At 40.7% G+C, this 19,859-nt stretch carries 22 protein-coding genes; all 22 read left to right on the plus strand.

Annotated elements, in window-relative coordinates:
• Nucleotides 1-5: 5 nt before the first annotated feature.
• The 22 genes from proC to C4S54_RS16190 all read left to right on the plus strand — a co-directional run bounded on the left by proC (nucleotide 6) and on the right by C4S54_RS16190 (nucleotide 19,859).
• Nucleotides 6-800: a pyrroline-5-carboxylate reductase gene (gene proC / locus C4S54_RS02750; RefSeq protein ID WP_103868171.1), complete on the plus strand. Its 795-nt coding sequence runs from the start codon at nucleotides 6-8 to the stop codon at nucleotides 798-800.
• A gap of 120 nt (nucleotides 801-920) precedes the next feature.
• Nucleotides 921-2,033 carry a cell wall hydrolase gene (locus C4S54_RS02755; protein WP_103868172.1) on the plus strand — a complete coding sequence of 371 codons (1,113 nt, stop codon included), beginning with the start codon at nucleotides 921-923 and terminating at the stop codon, nucleotides 2,031-2,033.
• 117 nt (nucleotides 2,034-2,150) lie between these two features.
• Nucleotides 2,151-3,143: an ornithine carbamoyltransferase gene (argF, locus tag C4S54_RS02760; RefSeq protein ID WP_103868173.1), complete on the plus strand. Its 993-nt coding sequence runs from the start codon at nucleotides 2,151-2,153 to the stop codon at nucleotides 3,141-3,143.
• Between the two features lie 2 nt (nucleotides 3,144-3,145).
• Nucleotides 3,146-4,018, plus strand: coding sequence for a biotin--[acetyl-CoA-carboxylase] ligase (locus tag C4S54_RS02765; protein ID WP_103868174.1), 873 nt, complete (start codon nucleotides 3,146-3,148; stop codon nucleotides 4,016-4,018).
• Between the two features lie 30 nt (nucleotides 4,019-4,048).
• Entirely contained in the window at nucleotides 4,049-4,864 is an 816-nt protein-coding gene (locus C4S54_RS02770) for a type III pantothenate kinase (RefSeq protein WP_103868175.1), read from the plus strand.
• 13 nt (nucleotides 4,865-4,877) lie between these two features.
• On the plus strand, nucleotides 4,878-5,336 hold the full coding sequence (locus C4S54_RS02775) for a DUF6145 family protein (protein WP_242973723.1): 459 nt from the start codon (nucleotides 4,878-4,880) through the stop codon (nucleotides 5,334-5,336).
• 81 nt (nucleotides 5,337-5,417) lie between these two features.
• Nucleotides 5,418-6,392, plus strand: coding sequence for a tRNA dihydrouridine synthase DusB (gene dusB, locus C4S54_RS02780; RefSeq protein WP_103868176.1), 975 nt, complete (start codon nucleotides 5,418-5,420; stop codon nucleotides 6,390-6,392).
• Between the two features lie 162 nt (nucleotides 6,393-6,554).
• The gene (greA, locus tag C4S54_RS02785; RefSeq protein WP_022775872.1) at nucleotides 6,555-7,040 is read left to right on the plus strand and encodes a transcription elongation factor GreA; all 486 of its coding nucleotides are present in this window, start codon (nucleotides 6,555-6,557) and stop codon (nucleotides 7,038-7,040) included.
• 134 nt (nucleotides 7,041-7,174) lie between these two features.
• Entirely contained in the window at nucleotides 7,175-8,740 is a 1,566-nt protein-coding gene (gene lysS, locus C4S54_RS02790; RefSeq protein WP_022775874.1) for a lysine--tRNA ligase, read from the plus strand.
• A gap of 544 nt (nucleotides 8,741-9,284) precedes the next feature.
• The gene (locus C4S54_RS15895) at nucleotides 9,285-9,461 is read left to right on the plus strand and encodes a hypothetical protein (RefSeq protein ID WP_160110655.1); all 177 of its coding nucleotides are present in this window, start codon (nucleotides 9,285-9,287) and stop codon (nucleotides 9,459-9,461) included.
• Nucleotides 9,462-9,534: 73 nt separating this feature from the next.
• Nucleotides 9,535-10,368 (plus strand): hypothetical protein, encoded by an 834-nt coding sequence (locus tag C4S54_RS02795; RefSeq protein WP_103868177.1) that lies wholly within the window; start codon nucleotides 9,535-9,537, stop codon nucleotides 10,366-10,368.
• A gap of 329 nt (nucleotides 10,369-10,697) precedes the next feature.
• Nucleotides 10,698-10,925 carry a helix-turn-helix domain-containing protein gene (locus C4S54_RS02800; RefSeq protein ID WP_103868178.1) on the plus strand — a complete coding sequence of 76 codons (228 nt, stop codon included), beginning with the start codon at nucleotides 10,698-10,700 and terminating at the stop codon, nucleotides 10,923-10,925.
• Nucleotides 10,926-11,028: 103 nt separating this feature from the next.
• Nucleotides 11,029-12,264, plus strand: a complete 1,236-nt coding sequence (locus C4S54_RS02805) for a site-specific integrase (RefSeq protein ID WP_103868179.1) — start codon at nucleotides 11,029-11,031, stop codon at nucleotides 12,262-12,264.
• A 10-nt stretch (nucleotides 12,265-12,274) separates the two neighbouring features.
• Nucleotides 12,275-12,424, plus strand: a complete 150-nt coding sequence (locus tag C4S54_RS02810) for a TipAS antibiotic-recognition domain-containing protein (RefSeq protein ID WP_330405561.1) — start codon at nucleotides 12,275-12,277, stop codon at nucleotides 12,422-12,424.
• Nucleotides 12,425-12,565: 141 nt separating this feature from the next.
• On the plus strand, nucleotides 12,566-14,791 hold the full coding sequence (locus C4S54_RS02815; RefSeq protein ID WP_103868181.1) for an EAL domain-containing protein: 2,226 nt from the start codon (nucleotides 12,566-12,568) through the stop codon (nucleotides 14,789-14,791).
• Between the two features lie 58 nt (nucleotides 14,792-14,849).
• Nucleotides 14,850-16,223, plus strand: coding sequence for a diguanylate cyclase domain-containing protein (locus C4S54_RS02820; protein ID WP_103868182.1), 1,374 nt, complete (start codon nucleotides 14,850-14,852; stop codon nucleotides 16,221-16,223).
• 353 nt (nucleotides 16,224-16,576) lie between these two features.
• The gene (locus C4S54_RS02825; protein WP_103868183.1) at nucleotides 16,577-16,909 is read left to right on the plus strand and encodes a hypothetical protein; all 333 of its coding nucleotides are present in this window, start codon (nucleotides 16,577-16,579) and stop codon (nucleotides 16,907-16,909) included.
• Between the two features lie 807 nt (nucleotides 16,910-17,716).
• Nucleotides 17,717-18,118: a (deoxy)nucleoside triphosphate pyrophosphohydrolase gene (locus C4S54_RS02830; protein ID WP_103868184.1), complete on the plus strand. Its 402-nt coding sequence runs from the start codon at nucleotides 17,717-17,719 to the stop codon at nucleotides 18,116-18,118.
• Nucleotides 18,119-18,133: 15 nt separating this feature from the next.
• Nucleotides 18,134-18,898 carry an AlkZ-related protein gene (locus tag C4S54_RS02835; RefSeq protein ID WP_103868185.1) on the plus strand — a complete coding sequence of 255 codons (765 nt, stop codon included), beginning with the start codon at nucleotides 18,134-18,136 and terminating at the stop codon, nucleotides 18,896-18,898.
• 34 nt (nucleotides 18,899-18,932) lie between these two features.
• Nucleotides 18,933-19,235, plus strand: coding sequence for a hypothetical protein (locus C4S54_RS02840; protein ID WP_103868186.1), 303 nt, complete (start codon nucleotides 18,933-18,935; stop codon nucleotides 19,233-19,235).
• 14 nt (nucleotides 19,236-19,249) lie between these two features.
• The gene (locus tag C4S54_RS15900) at nucleotides 19,250-19,390 is read left to right on the plus strand and encodes a hypothetical protein (protein ID WP_160110656.1); all 141 of its coding nucleotides are present in this window, start codon (nucleotides 19,250-19,252) and stop codon (nucleotides 19,388-19,390) included.
• A gap of 148 nt (nucleotides 19,391-19,538) precedes the next feature.
• Nucleotides 19,539-19,859, plus strand: a complete 321-nt coding sequence (locus C4S54_RS16190; RefSeq protein ID WP_103868187.1) for a helix-turn-helix domain-containing protein — start codon at nucleotides 19,539-19,541, stop codon at nucleotides 19,857-19,859.

The raw sequence follows: 19,859 nt of genomic DNA on the forward strand, positions 1-19,859 counted from the left end.
TTAAAATGACAATAGGTTTTATCGGACTTGGAAACATGGCAAAGGCCATGATTGGTGGCATCTTAGCCAAGGGACTTATGGGACCAAATGAGATCATAGGAACAGCGGCAACTGAGACCACAAGAGCAAAGGTTGCAAACAAGTACGGAATTCAGACAAGAAGCTCTAACGAAGCAGTAGCCAAGGATGCAGACATCATCATCCTTGCAGTTAAGCCACAGTATCTTAAGGTTGTTATTGCGGACATCATGGACAGCGTAGATGACAGCAAGATCATTGTCAGCATCGCAGCCGGAAAGACTATTAACTGGCTGGCAAAAGAGTTCGAGAAACCGGTTAAGATCATAAGAGTAATGCCTAACACACCGGCTCTTGTTTTGGAAGGCTGCTCTGCAGTTTGTAGAAATGATCTCGTTACAGATGATGACTTCCATTTCGTTATCGAACTTTTGGAGAGCTTTGGAAAAGCCTACACAGTTCCGGAATCTATGATGGACGTAGTAGTAGGTATTAGCGGTTCATCACCTGCTTATGTATTTCTTTTCATCGAAGCAATGGCAGATGCTGCGGTTGCAGGAGGAATGCCCAGAAAGCAGGCCTATGAGTTTGCAGCACAGTCAGTTCTCGGAAGCGCCAAAATGGTTCTTGAAACAGGCAAACACCCGGGTGAGTTAAAAGACATGGTATGCTCTCCTTCAGGTACAACTATCGAAGCTGTACACGTCCTTGAAAAGGAGAGATTCAGAGGAACAGTAATGGACGCAGTCCAGGCCTGTATTGAAAAAAGCCGCAGTATTTGACAAAAAATCATATGTTTGTTAATATCTCTTTCAGAGTGTTTTCGACTTGGTAACAAGTTGAAATATTTTCGTAACATTTACCCAGGCGATCGCTAGGGTAGCAAAGAGGAAAGCAAAGATATGAAAAAAAAGCTAGAGTTATCCCGTGGGATAATGAGACTTATCATGATTTGCGGTCTCATCTTAGTTCTATTTGATTCCCATGTGATGACGGTACATGCAGGTGGAGGAGCTAACAGCATTTCTGTTTCTGCGGGCATTTCTAACATTGTTAGTCCGATGACACCTTTGGGAATTGATGTGACAGCTACAGAAGTTAAGGTAGCGGCAAGCGTGGAGAAATCTACTGAAGCAAGCTCTGCCTCATCTTCAGAAGAGACTGAATCAACCTTAGTCATGTCCAATGTGGGCAAGGCTATGAATGTAAGAGAAGAACCCTCAGAGGACGCTCAGAAAGTCGGAGTTCTTTATAAGGACTGCGGAGGAAAAATTCTCGAGAGAAAAGACGGTTGGACTAAGCTGCAGTCAGGCGACCTGATCGGATGGGCCAAGGATGAGTATCTTTTATTCGGTGAAGATGCTGAAAAACTTGCATCTGATGTAGGTAAACAGCTTGTAACAAGCCAGAGCAGTGCTCTAAACGTTAGAAGCGAGGCGTCAGAGGACTCAGAGATCATCGGAGTTCTTGGTGAAAAAGCCTTTGTAGATATGATCGAGGACCTTGGAAATGGTTGGATCAGCGTTGATTACAACGACGAGACAGGATATGTTCAGTCAGAGTATGTTACCACTGAGTTCAAGATAGACCAGGGTGAAACAATAGCAGCGATCAAGATCCGTGAGGAAGAAGAGAAAAAGAAAGCCCTCACAAAGAACACAGGCGCTGTAAGCGCAGACGCAGATGAAGTTAAACTTCTTGCAGCACTTATCCAGTGCGAGGCAGGTAACCAGCCATATGAAGGACGAGTTGCGGTAGGTGCGGTAGTTATGAACCGTGTTAAGAGCGGAGCTTATCCTAGCAGCATTTACAGTGTTATTTATGCATCAGGTCAGTTCACACCGGCACTTAACGGAACAGTTGCCAAGGTATACAACAGTGGCAAGATTTCTGATACTAACTATCAGGCAGCTCAGGCAGCTATAAATGGTGAAACAACTGTTGGTACAGCCCTTCACTTCAGAAGGATCAACGGAAGAGAAGGTATTATTATCGGGGCGCATGTATTCTGGTAATGCATAAAAATTGAATATTTATTCAAAATCATTCACATAAATGAATATTTATGCTAATATATAAGGGATTGCAGTAGCAATCCCTTATACTATTTCCAGAAGAACGGAGGATGAGATATGAATTTATTCGGACGCGACTTTTTGAAACTGTTGGACTACACACCAGAGGAGATCCTTTATCTTGTTGATCTTGCAGCAGAGTTAAAAGAGAAAAAGAAAAATGGTGTACTTACTGATGTTTTAAAGGGCAAGAACATAGCTCTTATTTTTGAAAAGACCAGTACTCGTACCAGATGTGCTTTTGAAGTAGCTGCTCACGATCTTGGAATGGGTTCGACATATCTAAATCCAAGCGATTCTCAGATTGGGAAAAAAGAGAGCATTGCAGATACCGCAAGGGTTTTGGCAGGAATGTTTGATGGAATCGAGTACCGTGGATTTGAGCAGGAAATAGTTGAGACTATAGCCAAATACAGCAAAGTGCCCGTATGGAACGGACTTACTAATGAGTTTCACCCAACACAGATGCTTGCTGATGCACTGACCATAAAAGAGCACTTTGGAAAGCTTTCAGGAATACATCTTGTATATATGGGCGATGCAAGATACAATACAGGTAACTCACTAATGGTTCTGTGTGCAAAACTCGGAATGCATTTCACTGCGGTATCCAATAAGAAGTATTTCCCATCAGAGGAGCTTGTTAAGACTTGTCAGGAAATAGCAGCACAGACAGGCGCAGTAATTGATTTTTCAGAGGATCCATTGGAGGGAACAAAGGGGGCAGATGTTATTTATACAGACATCTGGGTATCTATGGGAGAGCCGGATGAAGTTTGGGAAGAGAGAATAAAAGACCTTGAACCCTATCGCGTAACTATGGATATTATGAATAATGCAGGTAAAAATTGTGTATTTATGCATTGTCTTCCATCATTCCATGATCTTAACACAGGCATTGGTAAGGACATAAAGAATAAATATGGCCTCGATGAAATGGAAGTAACTGACGAAGTTTTTGAATCCGACAGATCGATCGTTTTCGAAGAGGCAGAAAATCGTATGCACACTATCAAAGCAGTGATGTATGCTACTTTAAAGGAAGCCTGAAAATGTTAACTAAAGAAAATATTGAAGGGCAGCTCCATACAAAATGGGCTGCCCGTAATCTTGTCTACAAGGATGTAACAGATTCAACAAATAACGATGCCAAAAAACTGGGCGAAGAAGGCGCGCCACATGGAACTCTTGTGGTGGCTGACAAACAGACAGTTGGCAGAGGATCCCGGGGTCGTAGCTGGGAGACACCAAGCGGAACCAATATTGCCATGAGCCTCTTGATAAGACCTGATGCTCCACCTGAGAAGATATCCATGCTGACTCTTATTATGGGACTTTCAGTGGCTGAGGGCATAGAAAATGCTATAGTTCAGGCAAAAGACCAGCAGCTTGGCAAAAGAACTGACGTTGATATTTCAAGACAGCTCCTTTCTGAAGTAAAGGTTTTTCCCCTGATCAAATGGCCAAATGACGTAGTCATTGCAGGTAAAAAGATCTGCGGAATTCTCACTGAACTTCATATGAAGAGTGACAACACCATAAATGACGTGGTGATAGGCGTTGGAATAAACGTCAATATGAGAGATTTCCCTGATTCCATAAAAGACATAGCCGGGTCGATCCTTTCTGAGACAGGTATCATGACGGACAGAAACGCGGTTGTTGCCAACTGTATGAAATGTTTTGAAGATAACTATGAAAAATACAATAAGACTTTTGACATGTCTCTTTTAAAAGAGCAATATGAAAATAGACTTATTAATATAGATAAACACGTTAGAGTGCTTGACCCCAAAGGCGAGTACGAAGCTGTCGCAAGAGGTATTACCAATGAAGGAGCCCTCATCGTTGTTACTAATGATGGTAAGGAGCGCATCATAAACGGCGGAGAGGTCACAGTCAGAGGACTTTACAGCTACGTGTGAATATTCTTTTTTAGACAATAGGAGAAAGAAATGATTCTTGTAATTGATGTTGGAAATACAAATATTACGTTTGGCGTATATTCAGGAGAGAAGCTTGTTACTTCATTTAGAATGATCTCACAGATCTCTCATACATCTGATGAATATGGACTTAACCTCATATCTCTTTTGAACCTGAACAATATTAAAAAAGAAGATATCGAAGGCGTAATGATCGCAAGTGTTGTGCCTCAGGTTATGCATGCTCTCGTGAATTCTATTCTGAAATACCTGGGCAGAAAGCCATATATCGTTGGCCCCGGCATCAAAACAGGAATCAAAGTTAAGATTGATAATCCAAGAGAAGCCGGTCCGGACCTTATCGTTGACGCTGTTGCCGGATTTGAACTTTATGGCGGTCCTGTACTTATCATTGACTTTGGAACCGCAACTACTTATATTATTGTAAATGAAAAAGGCGAGTTTTTTACCGGAGTGGTATCGCCGGGAATCAGAATATCAGCAAAAGCCCTTTGGGAGGACACAGCAAAGCTCCCTGAAGTTGAGATCAAAAAGCCCGAGAGCATCCTGGCAAAAGAGACAATCTCCAGCATGCAGGCGGGACTCATATACGGGCAGATTGGCCAGACCAAGTACATTGTTAATGAGATGAAAAAAGCTTCCGGCTATACTGACATGAAGGTAGTTGCAACGGGAGGCCTTGGCAGGATCATTGCTGATGAAACAGAAGAGATAGATGTCTACGACCCAACCCTTACACTCAGGGGACTTCAGATTTTATATGAGAAAAACAGAAAGAGCAAACCTCAGCTTCACGAATTTGAAGATGGTGACAGACCGGAATAATTGGAGTTAAAAAATGAGCGCACAGGATTTTGAAAACGAGTACAAAAAAGAATTTGAGGAAAAAGAAGACCTCAAGATAGATGAAATGCAAAAGACCAATAAGGGAAGAGTCTTCGAGGAGGCAGCAGGCGGAAGGATAGTTCTTTGCGGAGCCAATGCCTACGAGCAGAAATACTATTTTAATCCCTTATTCAAAGAGATTCCTGAGAGCATTAAAAAAGAGCTGAATATCATCAGTGTTCTTTTTACCCAGGAAGCAGGTGGAATCTTCACAATCGTATTTGAAGAGGATGGAAACATCAGCATCGAGACAAACGCCGATGAAGAGGACATCACATACGACGAGATCACAGCAGGTCTTTTGGTGGGAGAAGTAAGAAGAAAGAGACAGGACCTCTTCGAGGCTCTTGGACTCTACTACAGGATTTATGTTCTTCATGAGAATCCGGCTGATATCCTGGATGAAGACTGAGATAGCAGATCCAGGATTTGCGTGAGCGGGGCTTATTCTGGCGAGCAAAGCGTTAGCAGAACTACATTAGATAGGAGAAAGATGAGCGGATACGGCAAGTTACAGATTGGCAACGTAACCCTTGATAATAATATAATACTTGGACCAATGGCAGGTGTGTCGGACCTGCCTTTTCGTCTGTTATGCAGAGAAATGGGCGCGGGGCTTGTGTGCATGGAAATGGTAAGCGCCAAGGCCATTACCTATAAAAATAAGAACACCGGAATGCTGATGGATATTCATGAGGATGAGCATCCGGTATCCCTTCAGCTCTTTGGCTCCGAACCAGAGGTAATGCAGCAGGCAGTAGAGATGATAAAGGACAGACCTTACGATATCCTGGATGTAAACATGGGCTGTCCTGTTCCCAAAGTTGTTGGCAATGGTGAGGGCTCAGCCCTTATGAAAAATCCGGAACTGATACAGAAGATCGTGGCTGCACTTGTGGAAGTTTCTGACAGACCTGTCACGGTTAAGATAAGAAAAGGCTTTAATGATAAGAGTATCAACGCGGTAGAGTGCGCACTGGCTGCGCAGGAAGGCGGAGCGGCAGCAGTTGCAGTTCACGGAAGAACCAGAGAGCAGTATTACTCAGGGAAGGCCGACTGGTCAATCATCAGACAGGTGAAAGAGGCAGTTAAGATCCCTGTTATCGGAAACGGCGATGTGGTAGATGGAGAGAGCGCAAAGAGAATGTTTGATGAGACAGGGTGCGACGGCGTAATGGTCGCAAGAGCAGCTCAGGGCAATCCATTTATATTCAGAGAGATAAAGAGCTTTTTTGAAACAGGAACGACTTGTCCACGCCCGACCAATAAGGAAGTCTACGATACCGTCATAAGACATGCGGACCTGCAGCTTAAGTACAAGGGCGATTATATCGGAATTAGAGAGATGAGAAAGCATGTTTCCTGGTACACAACAGGAATGGCGGGAAGTGCCAAATTCAGGAATCAGATAAACCAGATGGAAGACATGGATTCCCTGAAAAAAGCCTGTGCAGAAATAATGCTTTAAGGCAATTATTAAATGTTTAGAAAATTGTCTAAAATAGTGTTTATGTTTCATTGACATGAATAGTTATAGACTGTATAATGGCAAAGTTAAAAGTAGCTTGTTTAGCAAATGCTTTTATATAGATTTATTATTCAATCTTTATGAAGGGTAGGGAATATCATAATGGAAGAAAAGAAAAACATATTAACTTATGAAGGACTTAAAAAGTATGAAGATGAGCTTCATGAGTTAAAGGTAGTTAAGCGTAAAGAAGTAGCTGAAAAGATCAAGGAAGCTAGAGAACAGGGCGACCTTTCTGAGAATGCTGAGTATGATGCAGCAAAAGACGAACAGCGTGACATCGAGGCTAGAATCGAAGCCCTCGAGAAAATCCTTAAGAACGCAGAAGTTGTTGTAGAAGAGGATGTAGACCTCAACAAGATCAGCATCGGTTGTAAAGTTAAGATTCGTGACCTTGAGTTCAATGAGGATCTTGAATACAAGATCGTAGGTTCATCAGAGGCAAACAGCCTTAAGGGTAAGATTTCAAACGAGTCACCGGTTGGAAGAGCTCTTATCGGTGCTAAAAAAGGACAGACAGTTTCTGTAGAGACACAGGCTGGTGTTCTTAAGTACAAAGTACTTGGAATTGAGAGATCAGAGAACTGATAAAACTATCGGCCTCTGAGTATTGCAGAGATGTAATTTATGAGCCAGCGGTCAGAAGACTTGCTGGCTCTTTATATCGTACCCAATCACTAATCAAGAATATAGCATATACATGCTCATAAGGAGGAAATCAAGTGGCAGAGAATAATCAGCAGAACAACAATGCACCACAGGAAGACGTTGGACGTCTTCGTCAGGTTAGAAGAGATAAGCTTTCTGAGCTTCAGGCAGCAGGAAGAGATCCTTTCCAGATCGTAAAATACGATCAGACACATCATACAAAGGAGATTAGAGACAACTTTGATTCATTGGAGTTTGTTCCTCCTGTAGACGAAGAGGGTAAGGCAGTAGTAGTTCCTCTTTCTGATATACCTTCAGAGAAGCTTGTTTCACTTGCAGGCCGTATGATGAGCAAGCGTGTAATGGGTAAGGCTTCTTTTGCTAACCTTCAGGACAGAGATGGCCGCATGCAGCTCTATGTTTCAAGAAACGATCTTGGAGACGAGGCTTATGCTGATTTCAAGAAAATGGATATCGGTGACATCATCGGTGTTAAGGGCTTTGCTTTCAGAACAAAGACAGGTGAGATCTCAGTTCATGTTAAGGAGCTGGTTCTTTTATCCAAGTCTCTTATGCCACTTCCTGAGAAGTTCCATGGACTTACTGATACAGAAATTCGTTACAGACAGAGATACGTTGACCTCATCATGAATGAAGATGTTAAGGAGACATTCAAGAAGAGATCAGCTATCATCAGAGAAATTCGTAACTTCCTTGCAGACAGAGATTTCATGGAAGTAGAGACTCCTATGCTTGTTGAGAATGCAGGTGGCGCAGCTGCAAGACCATTCTTCACACATTACAATGCTCTTGATGAAGAGAGAAAGCTTCGTATCTCCCTTGAGCTTTACCTCAAGAGACTTATCGTTGGCGGCATGGAGAGAGTTTTCGAGATTGGCCGTGTATTCAGAAACGAAGGTACAGACACAAGACATAACCCAGAGTTCACACTTATGGAGCTCTATCAGGCATATACAGATTACGAGGGTATGATGGAACTTACAGAGAGCATGTTCCGTTACCTTGCTGAAAAGGTTTGTGGCACAACACAGATTCCTTACGGCGACAATATCATCGACCTTGGAAAGCCATTTGAGCGTCTTACAATGAACGACGCAATCAAGAAATACGCAGGCGTAGACTTCGATGCAGTTGCAACTGACGAAGAAGCTAAGGCAATTGCTAAAGAGCGTGGTGTAGAATTTGAAGATCGTCACACTAAGGGCGACATCATCAACCTCTTCTTCGAAGAGTTCTGCGAAGAGAAACTGATCCAGCCTACATTTATCATGGATCATCCTCTTGCAATTTCACCTCTTACCAAGAAGAAACCTTCAGATCCTGAGAAGGTTGAGCGTTTCGAGCTCTTCATCAATACTTGGGAGATGTGTAACGCTTATTCAGAGCTTAACGATCCTATCGATCAGCGTGAGCGTTTCGCAGCTCAGGATGCTAACGCAGCTGCCGGCGACGAAGAAGCAGAGCACACAGATGAAGACTTCCTCAATGCCCTTGAGATCGGTATGCCACCAACAGGCGGTATCGGCTACGGTATCGACAGACTTTGCATGTTGTTGACTAACAGTGCAGGTATTCGTGATGTACTGCTCTTTCCAACCCTAAAATCTCTTGATAAGTAAAGCCCAGTATTCATGCGGCTTTGCGGAGATTTTTGATTTGAAATTTTTTTAGAACACTTAAATACATCTAAAATCATTATTGCTCTGAAATCCAGTGTTTATGCGGATTTCAGAGCAATTATTCTGACAACAATTTATTTATTTGACAACAATTTGACCACACCTGATCAATGCAGCCCAGTATCGGCGCGGCATTTGGTGTGTGGCAATCTTTTGAATTTCAGCGCGGATGCGCTATCAATGAGTTCTATTCACGGACTACTATTCCATTTTTGCTTTTTAGAGGGATTTCTTCGATGGCTCTTTTGTTACGCTTTTTTGTTACGCTCTTTACGCGTGTAAAAAGCTCTTTACGGCTCTTTTGACAGATAATGTACGGATAAAAGTGCTAGTAAAGTGCAATCTTATCCGTACAAAAGGCGAGGAAAAAGGTCTTTTGGCAGATGAAGTACGGATAAAAATGCTAGTAAAGTGCTGTCTTATCCGTACAAACGGTCAGTAGACAGCTCTTATACCACATAATATACGGATAAAAAAGCTAGTAATGAGCTGTCTTATCCGTACAAGGGAAGAGCAGGGAACAAGAGATAGCTATATTGTACGGATAAGAACAAAGAATAGCATTGAACTTATCCGTATTGCATGGATGATAGGACCAGATGAAAGGATGATGGGACCAGATGAAAGGATGATGGGACCAGATGATAGGACCGGATCGTAGGCCTGATGGCTGGTGCATGAAAAAGCGTGTATGAAAAAAGATAAAGATAAATAAGAACAGGAAAGGAAAATTTATGACAAATTACAATGAGATAATTGGTGAATTACAAAAAAGAAAGGTGCAACTGGAAGCGAGTATAGCCATAGCAAATAAAAAGATTGAGAAATTGCCAGAGGGAAAGCTGCGGATTTCGTACTGTAGGGGGAATCCGCAGTATTACAAGATTATTGACTCTGCCGATACTCACGGGAAATACATCAAAAAAAGCGACTTCAAGATAGCACAAGAGCTGGCGCAGAAGGATTATCTGAAAAAGATTATTAATGTAGCGCAGGAAGAACTAACAATTGTAAAAAGAGCTATAGGTGCAGGCGCCAACTTTCCAAAAACAAAGGAAGATAATCAGGGAATTATTACTCCGGAGGCGGTATATGACAGTCTCAAGAAGGAAAGAAAAATACTCGTGTCTCCACTTTTGATAAGTGATGATGAGTATGCTAGAAGATGGAGCGAGGAACAATTCCGCATCAGCACTTATAAACCAGAGGAAAAAATATATACAACCAGGCGTGATGAGATGGTGCGATCCAAGTCGGAGATGGTGATTGCGGATATGTACTTTGAGATTGGAGTTCCATACAGATATGAGTGCGAGCTGCGGCTCAAGAGCGGTGTCATCAAATACCCTGATTTTACATTACTTAACAAGAGGACGAGAGAAGTTATATATCATGAGCACCTTGGCAGGATGGATGATGAGAAATATCGGAAAAAGAATCTGCGCAAGATAGAGGAATATAGAAGAAACGGAATTTTTGTGGGGAAGAATCTCATCCTGACTTTTGAAGAGGATGGATGTCCGTTCAACATAAGAGAATTCGAAAAGAGCATAAGGGAGATTATATAGATGCTTTTTCTGAGTGTTACAATTATAAGGAGTTATAGGTTACGAAATAGATATGCTTGGGGTGTTACTAACAAAAGTTGCGGCAATCAGAGACGTGTTGTTGTTCCCGACACTTAAAAGCTTCAATAAATAAATAATAAAAAAACGCAGTAGTTATGCGACTTTTCAGAGGGATAGTGTTTTTGCACTATCCCTTTTGACGTAGAAAATAATCACTTGCCATATCATGATTTTTTGTAATTATTGAACAAAAAAGTTCTTGCGCATAATTTGACAGACTACTATTCAAATGTGTAGTGTTGTACCTTTTAGAGAAAGGAAGGTACATTATGAAAAATAAGTCAAAGGCAGAAATGGTAAAAGAATTGGGCAGCTTTATCAAGAACAGAAGAAAACAACAGAATCTAACACAGGAAAAAATGCTGGACATACTTTATAGCGAGTTTGATCTTTTCATGGATAAGAACACATTATCACTCATTGAGCGGGGAAAAATAGCTACTAATTGGTACAATATTTTCGCCATATTATCGGTACTTGGATTTAAAAATGACTGAGAAATATAAGCTCAATAAAAGATGTAAACATAAGATTTTATGTGGTGAAATGAGAGCTGATATAGGAAACTTCACTCAATAACTATGTTGAACGGAGGCTTATATGATAAGAAGAGATTATTTGGGGAATGTTCTTTATAAAGGAGAATTGTTCAGAAACAATGATGACAGGTATGAGTTTCAATATACGGATGCTACTGGGAAAACCTGTCATCTTTATGCACGAACGCTGCCTGAATTGCGAAGAAAAAAAGAAGACACTTTAGGAATCATGCGAGTATGTTCAAGTGCTTACAGAGCAGGTATGATTACTTTGAATGAGGCGTTTGATTTTTATATGCTTGGAAAAAGAAATCTCAAAGCAAATACCCGCGATAGCTATTACTATGTTTATGACAGATATGTCAGACCAGTGTTTGGAACAAAGCAGGTTGGAGAGTATACTCATTCGGAGTTGGTCTTTTTATATAAATCATTATTTGATCAGGGCTTTAGCATTAGCACAATGGATAATATTCAAAATGTTATTTATCCAACTTTTCAAATGTTGGTAGATGACGGAGTGCTGCAAAGAAATCCTGCGAATAATTCGCTCAAAGAACTAAAAAGAAATGAGAAGATAACAAAAGGAATTCGAAGAGCGTTAACGCCTGAGCAGCAAGCAACTTTTTTGAACTATGTAAGAACAGACCCGGCTTGCGAAAAGTGGAGGGATATTGTGATAATCCTTTTTGGAACGGGCTTGCGTTCAAGCGAGATGTTTGGACTTTTGTGGGAAAATATTGATTTTGCCAATAGGACAATTACAGTTGACCATGCTGTTGTTAGAAATGTAAGAGAGAAGGGGTGTCCATATCATATATCCGTTACGAAGACTGCTGCAGGAAAGCGGATAATTCCTATGTTGGATGAGGTGTATGATGCATTTGACAGAATATATAAAAAACAGGAAAAAGAAGGCTGGCCTAAGGTCGTGATAGACGGATTAGATGACTTTATATTTGTAAATAAAGAAGGAAAGCTCATGAACTTTCAGAATCTTAATAATGCAATTGAGAATATGAGGTTGGCATGTAATGCGAATAACTTACAGAAGAAATCAGGCGATGGGACTAGAGTTCCGCATTTTTCTACCCATGTGATAAGACACACATTTTGCGCAAGATTGTGCGAGGTTGAAACTAATATCAAAGTTATCCAGGACATTATGGGGCATTCAGACATTAGGACGACTATGGAAGTATATGCAGAGGTTTCTGTAATAAAAAAGAAAAATACTATGATGCAGCATAATAATGCTATTTTATTTTTGTCTGAAAACATGTATGATTATTCATGAGTTGTCAGAAATGATGTATAAATGCACCGATGAGATTCTTTACGGCCTTGGTAAGATGTATGCCGGTGGCGGAGAATTCACTGAGAACATCGACAAGATGGGCGGCAAAGGAACCGCAGAATTTGTATATCAGGCAATAAAGATTTACTGTGGGAAGTAAACAATTAGTATAATTGTATTTATAAAAATGCTATAAACCGCATTTTTTTGCACCATAATAATGATATAATGTACGTGCATGGGGATAAATTCTGTCTCCATGCATTTTTGTTTCTGAAATCATTGAGGGATGGTGCGCTGCATGAAAATAATGCAGAATATAAAACGCTATTCAATCTTTTTAATATGCTTATTCACTCTGGCCTTTTTGGGAATTACAGTTTCAGTTAATGCGGGAAATAATGATGCAGACAGTATTGTCATAGGAGTTCCTGCTGACAGATGCCCTGTATTTTATTTGGACCCTGAGACAAAAGAGACCGTGGGGATAGGCATTGATCTCATGCGCGCTGCTGCAGAAGAAGCAGGATATAGTGCGTCTTTTAAGGTTATCACAGAAAAAACAAATAAAGATGCCTTGGATAATCCTGAATATGACATCATTATGCCCTTTGGCAGTGCAATCAAGAGTTCGTCCGGAAAAGAGACTATTGTAACGGAGAATCTTATTCAGACGCCATTTACTATGGTTACAAAGGGCGATAAAAAACTCCCTGCATTACATGAAAGCCATATTGGAATGCTCAGTTCCCTTGCTGGAGGAGTAGAAACAGTTAAGCAGCTTTATCCGGGAATAGAGATTACACTTTATGATACGATGCCTGAGTGTGTCAAGGCACTTAGATCAGGCGAAGTAGATGCATTGATGCATAATTCCTATGTGTGGAGCTATGTTTTACAGAAGCCTTCATATTCGGATCTGAAAGTTCAGCCTGCCACCATGTTTTCCATGGACTTTCGTGCAGGGACACTCGATACACCTGAAGGAAGAGTGGTAGTTGACAGGCTTAATGAAGGTATTGACAAGCTTACTGATACACGTAAGCAGGCAATTGTTCTGGATTATACTTCAAGACGCCTGTATCAAAATGACTTTTGGGACTATCTCTTTGAATACAGATATCTTTTGATACTGGGAACGATATTTTTCATCTTATTTATTATAGCTATTGTTCACAAGCAGAAGGCTATATATAGACAACATGAAGAAAAGATACGTGAACTGACTGAAAAAGATCCACTTACAGGGGTGTTGAATCTGGAGGGCTTTAAGAAGCGTGTCGAGGAACTGCTTGTTACACATCCGGAGAACCAGTATCTTCTTTCCTTTAGCAATATTAAGAACTTCAAATTCATAAATGAAAGTATGGGAAGGAAGACTGGAGATGACCTTTTGCGCTTCTGGGCTGAAAGGGCAACTGCGACTTTCTCGGATGAGGAAGCAATGGGAAGAATTAACGGAGACAGATTTGCAGTGCTTCGGAAATTTACTGATGCGGAGCAGATGGGTCGCGATGAAAAAGAAGTTTTTGAGCCTCTCAGAAATTACTTTATAGATAGAGGAAAAGAGATCCAGCTTCAGATATGTACCGGTGTTTTTGCGATTACTCCGGAAGACCACAAAAACATTGATGTGGATCGAATGCTTGATTATGCCAGAATGGCTGAGAAGAAAGTAAGGGAAACATTAAAGACAGGATATGAATTCTACAACCCTGAGCAGTGGGAAAAGGGTAAGCAGATAGTTGACATAAGTGGACATCTACCAGCGGCTCTCCAAGAAGGCGAAATACAGGTATGGTATCAGCCACAGGTGGATTATACTTCTGGCACGATAAGTGGTGCGGAAGCTCTCTGCCGTTGGAAACATGCAAAACGTGGCTGGATTTCTCCGGGAGTGTTTATTCCCGTATTAGAAGAAACAGGAATGATTTTTGATCTGGACAGCTATGTATGGGATAAAGTATGTCAGGATCTTCACCGTTGGAATCAGGAAGGCAAGCGTCGATCTGTTTCAATAAACCTTTCCCGCTCAGACATAAGAGAAGACAGGAGTATTCCGGGAATTTTCTATGAACTTACCAAGAAATATGATCTTGATCCGGAACAGCTAAGGATTGAGATAACAGAAACGGCATATGTTGAAAGCCCAGCTTTCCTGATTAAAACAACTTCTGAACTTCGTGAATATGGCTTCCAGGTAGAAATGGATGATTTTGGAAGCGGATACTCATCACTGCATATGCTCAAAGAAGTTCCTGTTGATCGTATTAAAATGGATCTCCATTTTCTTACTGGAGCTGGAGATATGGAAAAGAGCCGTATCATAATCACGCAGGTGATCAAATTGGTAGAGCTACTAGGAATGAAGCTGATTGCAGAAGGAGTAGAGACCAAAGATCAGGCTGATTTCTTAAAAGATAGAGGTTGCCAGGAGATGCAAGGGTATTATTTCTTCAAACCAATGCCGGTAGAGGATTTTGAAAAGGCATTTGATAAAGAGCTTGATTACGATAAACGAGCATAAGTAATGGAAAGCAGATGATAGATGGAGCGATGGCTTCTTATGTGTGGAGGTATTTCTAATGGAAAAGTACAGATATAGTGATGAGGAATTAAAACTTTTAGAAAACAGTCCCATACCCTTTGCAATTTACCAGTCTGTAGATAAGAGAGTGGTTACGATAGTTCTGTCTGAGGGCTTTTTTGAACTGTCCGGATACAAAGGCATGGATAAAAAAGAAATCTATGATCTGATGGATAACGATATGTATCGTGATGCACATCCGGATGATATACCTTCCATAAATGATGCGGTTTACCGGTTTGTAACAGAAGGTGACGTCTATGATGTGATCTACAGAATAAAAAGGAATGGGGAGTATAGAATAATTCATTCCTACGGCAAACATATCTATAAAGAAGATGGAACACGACTTGCATTCATCTGGTACACGGATCAAGGAGCCTTTGTTGGTGATGAATTGAATGAGAATGAGGATATATCAGGTGAATATAGAAGACTCCAACAGGAGAATGAGCGTCTTAGGAAAGAGGCTGATGCAAATAGAAAGATACTGAGTCTGAAGAAGTCGGTTTCAGATCTTTTAACTAATATGCCTGCCATGACATTTTCAAAAGATGTTGATACCGGGAAATATCTAGCATGTAATCAGTCATTTGCTGATTATGCTCATAAAGATACTCCAGAGGGAGTTGTGGGCCGGACTGATTTAGAAATCTTTGACGAAGATACTGCGCTTCATTTTATTGAGGATGATAAGAAAGCACTTGCGATGGACAGACCATATATCTTCTACGAAGACGTTCCTGATGCTGCAGGGAACCCCAGGCAGTTTCAGACTACAAAGCTTAAATTTACAGATGATACAGGCAGAGAGTGCCTGTTAGGACTGTGTCAGGATGTTACAGATGCAATGCGTATTAAGCGAGAATATACTGAAAAGCTTGCGCTTGTACAAAATATGGCTGAAGTAGATGCTCTTACCGGTATTAAAAATAAAAATGCTTATAAGGAAAGAGAGAATCTGATGAATGGGAGAATTCAGGAACATCGTCAGCCTGAGTTCGCCATTGTGGTACTGGATGTAAATGATCTGAAGAGGATTAATGATACAGAAGGACATGAAGCAGGGGATAAATGTATATGTGATGCTTGCGAAATAATCTGTCGAACCTTTAAACGCAGTCCTGTCTACAGAGTTGGTGGTGATGAATTCGTGGTTATTTCCCAGGATGAGGATTATGCTCGAAGCGAGGAGCTGGTTGAGTTAATTACACAACATAACGAAGAGGCTCTTTTAAACGGCGGACTTATCATTGCCTGTGGTATGGCCAAATATGATAAAGAGACCAGTGTGGCTGAAGTATTTGAAGCTGCAGACAGAAGGATGTATGAAAACAAAAAATATTTAAAAACACGGAAAGATAATGGATAGAATATAATCATAAGTTAGAGACGTGACAAGAGCCCGGTTCGTGATGAATCGGGCTCTTTAAGTGACTATTATAAATCTCTTCCTGTGCTATGAACTCAGTGATGTGGCACCAATGAATACCCGGTTGATAATTACTGGTGTTGGAACAGTTATTGCTATATTGCTTTCAGAGCAATTATTCTGACAACAATTTATTTGTTTGACAACAATTTGACCACACCTGATCAATGCAGCCCAGTATCGGCGCGGCATTTGGTGTGTGGCAATCTTTTGAATTTTGGCGCGGATGCGCTATCAATGAGTCCTATTCACGGACTACTATTCCATTTTGGCTTTTTAGAGGAATTTCTTCGATGGCTCTTTTGTTACGCTCTTTACGCGTAGAAAAAGCTCTTTTGGCAGATAAAGTACGGATAAAAATGCTAGTAATGAGCCATCTTATCCGTACAAACGGCGTAGAAAAAGCTCTTTTGGCAGATAAAGTACGGATAAAAATGCTAGTAATGAGCAATCTTATCCGTACAAACGGCGTGGAAAAAGCTTTTTTGGCAGATAAAGTACGGATAAAAAAGCTAGTAAAGAGCAATCTTATCCGTACAAACGGCGTAGAAAAAGCTCTTTTGGTAGATAATGTACGGATAAAAAAGCTAGTAAAGAGCAATCTTATCCGTACAAATGGTCAGTAGACAGCTCTTATACCACATAATATACGGATAAGATGGCGTATAGTCTGTAATCTTATCCGTACAAGGGAAGAGCAGGGAACAAGAGATAGCTATATTGTACGGATAAGAACAAAGAATAGCATTGAACTTATCCGTATGGCATGGATGATGAGACCAGATGATAGGGGGATAGGACCGGATCATAGGCCTGATGGCTGGTGCATGAAAAAAGCGTGTATGAAAAAAGATAAAGATAAATAAGAACAGAATCAGTATAGTGGAATTGTTCAAAAGCAGGTCACACTAGATGATTTGTTCAAAGCCAAAGAGATATAATTGCTTATCTTAATCGCATGCCATAACGAAGATTTGGATAGGTAATAATGCAAGCTGAATAAGAGCTGAAAATGGGATCGGAGCAAAATCCGGTCCTTTTTCTAAGCCCACATTTTGAGCGGGGTTAGCACTTCTACAAGAAAAAGTACAGGATCTAACGCTTGTTATGCTTGTTGGAAGAAAATAGAATTTTCGTTGCGATTTTTACAGCTGCATGAGTGTGCAGCTGTATTTTTTTGCCAATTATCTTGCTTCTGAAATTATTTTTAAAATTTTTTTTAAAACATACTCCCCAAAACACCTTTCCCATTCCATATAAGTGAAGGAGTCAATAAATCCCCTTCACGAACCTTCAAAATCGAATAGTCATTCATCAGGTACAAGAGAATATGTTGAGGATTAACCATAGATGGAATCTAGCGACTCATATAGCGCTAGATTCCTTTTTTCTATATAATTGAATGAGTGATTATTTGGGAAAAAGAGGCATTTATGGACACTTCCAGAAAGACAATAAACGTAGTAGCTGCGCTGATCAGAGACGGTAAAAGAGTTTTTGCCACAGCTAGAGGCTATGGGAATTATAAAGGTTGGTGGGAATTTCCGGGCGGAAAAGTTGAACCTGGAGAAAGCCCTGAAGATGCTTTAGTAAGAGAAATTAGAGAAGAGCTTGATTCAGAGATCAGCGTTGATGAGTATATTAGTACAATTGAACATGATTATCCGGAGTTTCATCTATCCATGCGGTGTTACTGGTGTAGTTTGATATCAGGAGATCTTGTGCTAAAAGAAGCTGAGGATGCTAAGTGGCTTGATGTTGATACCATTGATTCAGTTAAGTGGCTTCCGGCGGATATTACTTTGATAGATGAGATCAAGAAGAGGATGGCGTAAGCTTTGAGGTGAGCAATGGGAAATGAAAACGGAACCTGGATTATGTACGGCGTTGAGTGGGATGACCCTGAATGCCTGCATACAGTTCAGGATGCAATTGATTACATAAATGAAGTAGGATTTTTGCCACTTTTTAAGAATGATATTCCGGGATTTTCACTTGAGGAGCGCACTGCAGTTGAATTTTGGTGGTGTGGAGATCCTAAAGTGGATCCCTGGGAGTGGCGTGAACTTATTGCCAGGAGCGGAGAAGTTGCTTATGGCAAGTTCTTTGAGAAAAAGGCTGGATTCATATCCAAAGAGTGGCTTCCATATTTTGTGAATTATCGCAGGGATGGATATGATTTTGATGCGCTCTGGGATGATGAGAAGGCTTCAAGGCGCCAGAAAAAGATAATGGACTGCTTTGATATAGAGGGTGAGCTGTATTCTAATGATCTCAAGCAGAAGGCTGGTTTTGCTAAAGGCGGAGAAAAGGGCTTTGATGGGACTGTTACTGACCTTCAGATGAAGACATATCTTTGTGTCAAGGATTTCAGACAGCGTAAGAACAAAAAGGGCGAGCTTTATGGCTGGCCGATAGCTGTTTATGCAAAGCCTGAGGCTTTGTGGGGGTATGAGTATGTGACTTCAAGGTACAGTGAGATTCCAGAAGTGTCAGGGAAGGCAATTGCCCAGCACATTATGGAGTTGTACCCAGTAGCAAACGCAGATCAGATAAAAAGACTTATCGGCGGAGCTTTTGGTACAGAAGTAAAGACGAAAAAAAAGAGATCTTAGTTTCCGGTGGATCAAAGATGGATATGAGGCAACTGTGAAGAATCATAAGAAAGCCGTGGTTGGACTTTCTGTAGCATTTGAAACTTTGGGAAAATATGAACAGTCGAAGCGGGTGTATGACGATCTTGGCAGTATTAAAGGCCTTAGTTCCGATAATATCACATGTCTTTTAAATATGGGAATTGATAACGTTGGGCTGCTTGTTCTTCTTGCCCGTCAAAAGAGATGGGAGTGGCAAGTGTTTGGAATTGGTGACTATGCAGCTACGCATATAGAGAAGCTGCTATATGATGAGGGCCTGGATGTGGATATTCAGGATAGAAGTCATTTTGTTTGAGAGGGTTGAGTAGTATGGACGTAAATGAAAAAGACTGGAAGCTTTTCAGAAAGTACCTTCCTGATTGGCAGGAGAACTACATGGAAACAATGAAGGCAGCGATATTGACTTCAGAGGCGTTGCATTGCAGATGCCATCTGATCTGTTGGGAATGACTGAATTTGACCAGTACGAAGATGATAGAGGTTTCTAACAAAAATATGCTGTTGGTGACATATTTTAGAATGATTATGTCACAGAAAGCAATAATAATGAAAAATGCCAAAAATTATGTTATACTTAACATAAAAGGAGGCCTCTTATATGAATAATGCAGAAATAAAGACCATATTAGAGCAGATAAACAATCTAAAGAGCCCAAGTGTAGAACAAAAAATTGATTATGATTCAAATAAAGCAGTAAAAAACGTATTAGCGGGAGTGTCAGAAGAAATACAAAGAGTAATGGATGTTAATGATTTCACTCAAGAAGATCTATGCAGAATAACTGATATGTCTCAATCTAACATCAGCAAAATATTAAATGGTAAGGTGGTTCCCAAAATTGAGACTTTACAAAAAATAGCAGAGGCAACGCATACAAAACTTGTTATTAGCTTTGAGCATCTTGATGGAGATTACTGA

This window comes from Butyrivibrio sp. Su6 (genome assembly GCF_900108105.1).
Classification (GTDB): Bacteria; Bacillota; Clostridia; order Lachnospirales; family Lachnospiraceae; genus Butyrivibrio.